The following is a 3903-nucleotide window of genomic DNA, read 5'->3' on the forward strand; positions in this document are numbered from 1 at the left end:
TCCTGCCGTTCGATTCCCTAACTCATAGAGTTACAGCTCAAGTGTAATTCGTGCCTCGCCCGCGGCTGCCGATGACCGCGGGCAGGCTTGTCTTCTCGTTTTTTTTGCGAGAGGTCTCAGTTGAGGTCGCGGGCCGTCGGCTTGGTGATCTCCACGATCCTGACGGTCCCGCAGCTCATCGCGTTGAGCATCTCCTCGTCGCTCATTCCGGGCTGGTGGAAGGAGATGTTGCTCCCAAGCTCCGTGGCGGTGTCGCTCGAGGGGTGCCAGTCAAGGCACCGGCGGTCGAACTCGTCGCCGAGCGCGGCGATGAGGAGCGGGAGCACGACGGCGGCGCTCACGCGGACCGCCTCGGTCATGCGCTCGCGGAAGGGCGGCTCGCCGGGCTTCGCCGAGAGCTCGTCCTTGTGCGCGAGCACGTCGAAGGCGAAGTGGTCGTAGCGCAGGACCTCCTGGATGCGGCCGAGCTTCACGCCGCGGCGCAGGGGGATCTCGCCGTACATCTCGGGGAGCGTCATGCCGCTCGGGTGAACGTACTGGAAGTACAGCGCCGGACCGTCCTCGCGGATGGTGAGGCCCGTGAGGTACCCGCCGAAGTCGTCGCGCAGGTCGTCCTCGGGGATCGCGATGTAGATGCTCATCGCCCGGTAGCGCTCGAGGAGCCAGTCGCAGGGGAAGTCACGCCACCAGCCCTGGTTCTCGAGCACCGCACGGCTCACGGACTTCGAGAACCCGACGCAGATCTTCTCGACCGCCCAGGCACCGCTCACGAGCGAATGAATGATCTGCGGCGCGTGACGGTCGAAGTCTGCGAGAAGCTCAGGGGGCGCACCGCGATCAATGAGCTCGCGCTTTCTCATGGCGACGAACCCCGAGACAGGCAGGAACGCCCGGTCGGCAGCCTTCGCGAACCACGGCAGCCTCATGAGTGCGCACTGGCGGAAGGCGACCAGAGTCTTCGTGTAGCTGCCGCCGAAGCGTTTGAGCGGAAGCGTCCACGAGGCGAGCACGCCGCGCGTCAGGTCCTTCGGCTCGGGAACGGCGTCATCGGGAAGCGGCGGCTTGTAGGCAGTGGCGGTCATGAGCGGGGTCCGTGGCTGGTTCGGGGCGGCCCGGGGAAGACCCGGGCGTGTCGTGATTAGGTGACTCTAGTGCAGTGCGTCGGAGGCTGTCCTGCTCAGTTGAGATCTTTTGCTTTTTGTTGCGTGACTTTCACGACCGTGAGCGTGCGGGCGGTCATCGCGCGGATCAAGGCCACGTCACCGCCCCGGGTGTCGCGGACGGGGAGCGCCGTGCTGGCGGGCTCGGAGGCGTGTGCCCCAAGATCCACGCGGAGGCACTCGCGGGCGTATTCGTCACCGACCGCGGCGACCAAGAGCGGCAGGAACTTCGCCGCGTGCGCGCGGACTTTTGCTCCCATGCGATCGCGCCATGAGGCGCCTGCAACTGCGGCCGAATCGCCCTTCTCTCCTGCCTGTTCCTCGAGGACGCCTGCGGCGAAGTGCGTGAAGGCGAGCGACCCGGCGACGTCGCCCAAGGTCCTGCCGGACCGAAGCGGGATCTCGAACCATTCCTCGGGAGGAAGGTCGCCATGACCATAGGCCGGCTGGCACCAGAGCGCGGGGCCGGACTCGGTGGCGGTGAGGCCGGTGAAGAAGCCGCGGAGCGCCCTGCCCTTTCCTTCTCCTTCTGCCGTCGTTTCGGGGGGAAGCGCGATCCAGAGGGCCCAAGGCGTGAAGTGATCGAGCACCCAGTCGGTGGTGAACGCCTTCCACCATTCCATGTCGGCGAGCACCGGTCCCGCGACCTCCGGCTCGAGGCCCACGCAGAGCTTCTCGACGGCCCAGGTGCCGAGCGCCATCTTGCGGATCATCTGCGGCGAATTGCGGTCGAAGCTCTTGAGCGCCACCTCGCCCGCGCCGAACTCGGTCTCAAAGAACTTCCGCATGCTCGCGATCGTGCCCGCGATGGGGAAGAGCGCGCGGTCGGCCTGCTCGAGGAACCACGGCAGCGACTCCAGCGCGCCGTTCCGGAACTGCAGCACGTTCTCGGCGAACTTCCGGGCGGCGGCGGGATCCTGAAGCGCTGCGGCCGCGAGGCCGGCGGGGAGCGCGGTGACGGACTCGATGAACGAGGAGGCGGCATCGGCCGCGGTGGAGCTTGATGTGACTTCGGAGGCAGTCATGAGCGTTTCGCAGTGAAGGTGGTGACGGGAGTGTGCTGCTGAACTGTTTCGGTGCGTCGCGGGGCATTGCGTTGTTGGACGGCGAGGCCGGAAGCGCGGCGGCATGACTGAATCATACGGAGCGGTTCGCGACCGGAATGACCGCCTTTCGGAGTAGTTTTGGATGCTCCTTGCTGAAGAGTGTGAGCGTTCCCGGCGGGATGACACCCCCTCTTCTCCGGGAGCAGTTGAAGGACAGCCCGGGACAAGGCCGTAGTCGTCGGCAGCGGGATCCCCGGGCGCCCATCCGTTGCAGTCCTGCCACTCACCTGTATACGCTAGGAGAAAGTACCTGCAGGAACACGATTTCCGCTCGCGAAGGCGTGGTCCTGCGGGTCGGTGAATTTTCAGGACTCGCCCTTTTCCATGCGGTTCCGGAGGGCCTCTCTAACCCGAAGGTGTAATATCCCCGTCAGCCGAAAGGACGCATGCCGGCATCCCCGAAGAAGGTACTTTCGCATGATCCCGCGCAAACTTTTTTAATTGTGCGGCTTGAACATATGCCCGGGAAGTCATAAGCTACGCCCTGCCTCTGACCGAGTGACACATAGTTGCCGGTCCCGTGAGGCACAGAACATACAGCGAGCCGGTTGAAAAGGCCCGCGTTCCCGGGTAGGCCAGGGAGACGGCTATCGGGGGCGCGGGTCTTTTCTTTACAATTGATTAAGTCAGTGACTGTCGAACAGATCAGGCTTGATCATGCTTTCCGTCGACCTCTATTACCGGCTGCTGCCAGACGAGGCTGCAGAGCCGGTCCTCAAGAACAATCTCATACGGGATCTCTCGGCCATCGAGTCGGAGAAGTCCATCCAGCAGGCCGCGCGCAGTCTCGGCCTCTCCTACCGGCACCTCTGGGGACGCATTGAGGCGGCCGAGACCCTTATCGGACAGAAGCTCATCGTCCGTGAACAGGGCAGGCCCGCCCGCCTCACGCCGCTCGCGATGAAGCTCCTCTGGGCCGAGCGCAGCGTGAGAGCTCGCAACGCCATGGAGCTCACCCGCATCCGCGCCGAGCTCAACCATGCCTATGCGACCGCCTGTGACCCGGACGCGACCATCATCCGCATCATGGGGTGCTACGACTCACGGCTCGTGTGCCTGCAGCGCCATGCCCAGGAGCAGAAGATCCTTCTTGATCTGCGTTTCAACACGAGCAGACAGGGGTTGGAAGCCCTGAAGGCCGGTGACTGCGACATCGCCGGCTTCAATTTCCCGTCGGACGGAACTCCGAACGGCGCGGCCGCGAAGCTTTACAGCCAGCTGATCGACCCCGACGGCATGGAGGGCTGCCTCTTCTGCGTGAGGCGCCAGGGTCTGGCACTGAAGCCCTCGCTCGAGGGCTCGATCACGTGCCTCAAGGACGTGGTGGAGAAGAAGATCCCCTGGGTGGGACGCGCTCCCGGGACCGGCACGTCGGTGCTCACGCAGGAGTACTTGCACAAGGAAGGCCTGGTTCTCAAGGATCTGAACCTCTCCTCCATCGAACCCTCGCACCTTGCCGTCGCGACCGCGATCGCCGCCGGGAACGGCGAGGCGGGGATGTGCCTCGAGACCGCCGCCGCGGCGAGCAAGCTCGTGTTCGTGCCTGTGGCCTCGGAGGACTACTGGCTCATATGGAGGAAAGAAACTTTCGCGGAGCCGGAGGACCGCAGGAGGCTGGAGACGTTGCTTGCGATCAT

At 64.8% G+C, this 3903-nt stretch carries 3 protein-coding genes; 1 reads left to right on the top strand and 2 read right to left on the bottom strand.

Annotation, left to right across the window (positions count from 1 at the left end; all coding sequences use genetic code 11):
- Positions 1 to 116: 116 nt before the first annotated feature.
- Together Q4F91_RS13045 and Q4F91_RS13050 are read right to left on the bottom strand one after the other, a co-directional pair.
- Positions 117 to 1082, bottom strand: coding sequence for a hypothetical protein (locus tag Q4F91_RS13045; RefSeq protein WP_303338166.1), 966 nt, complete (start codon positions 1080 to 1082; stop codon positions 117 to 119).
- A gap of 95 nt (positions 1083 to 1177) precedes the next feature.
- The gene (locus Q4F91_RS13050) at positions 1178 to 2185 is read right to left on the bottom strand and encodes a hypothetical protein (RefSeq protein ID WP_303338167.1); all 1008 of its coding nucleotides are present in this window, start codon (positions 2183 to 2185) and stop codon (positions 1178 to 1180) included.
- A gap of 738 nt (positions 2186 to 2923) precedes the next feature.
- Here Q4F91_RS13050 and Q4F91_RS13055 point away from each other — a divergent pair.
- On the top strand, positions 2924 to 3903 hold a 980-nt coding region (locus Q4F91_RS13055; RefSeq protein WP_303338168.1), incomplete at its 3' end, for a substrate-binding domain-containing protein.

This window comes from Sutterella sp. (assembly GCF_030539355.1).
Classification (GTDB): domain Bacteria; phylum Pseudomonadota; class Gammaproteobacteria; order Burkholderiales; family Burkholderiaceae_F; genus Sutterella.

Coding starts and splice junctions, on each gene's coding strand:
- Q4F91_RS13045 (WP_303338166.1), bottom strand. CDS start 1,082: ATGACCGCCACTGCCTACAAGCCGCCGCTTCCCGATGACGCCGTTCCC.
- Q4F91_RS13050 (WP_303338167.1), bottom strand. CDS start 2,185: ATGACTGCCTCCGAAGTCACATCAAGCTCCACCGCGGCCGATGCCGCC.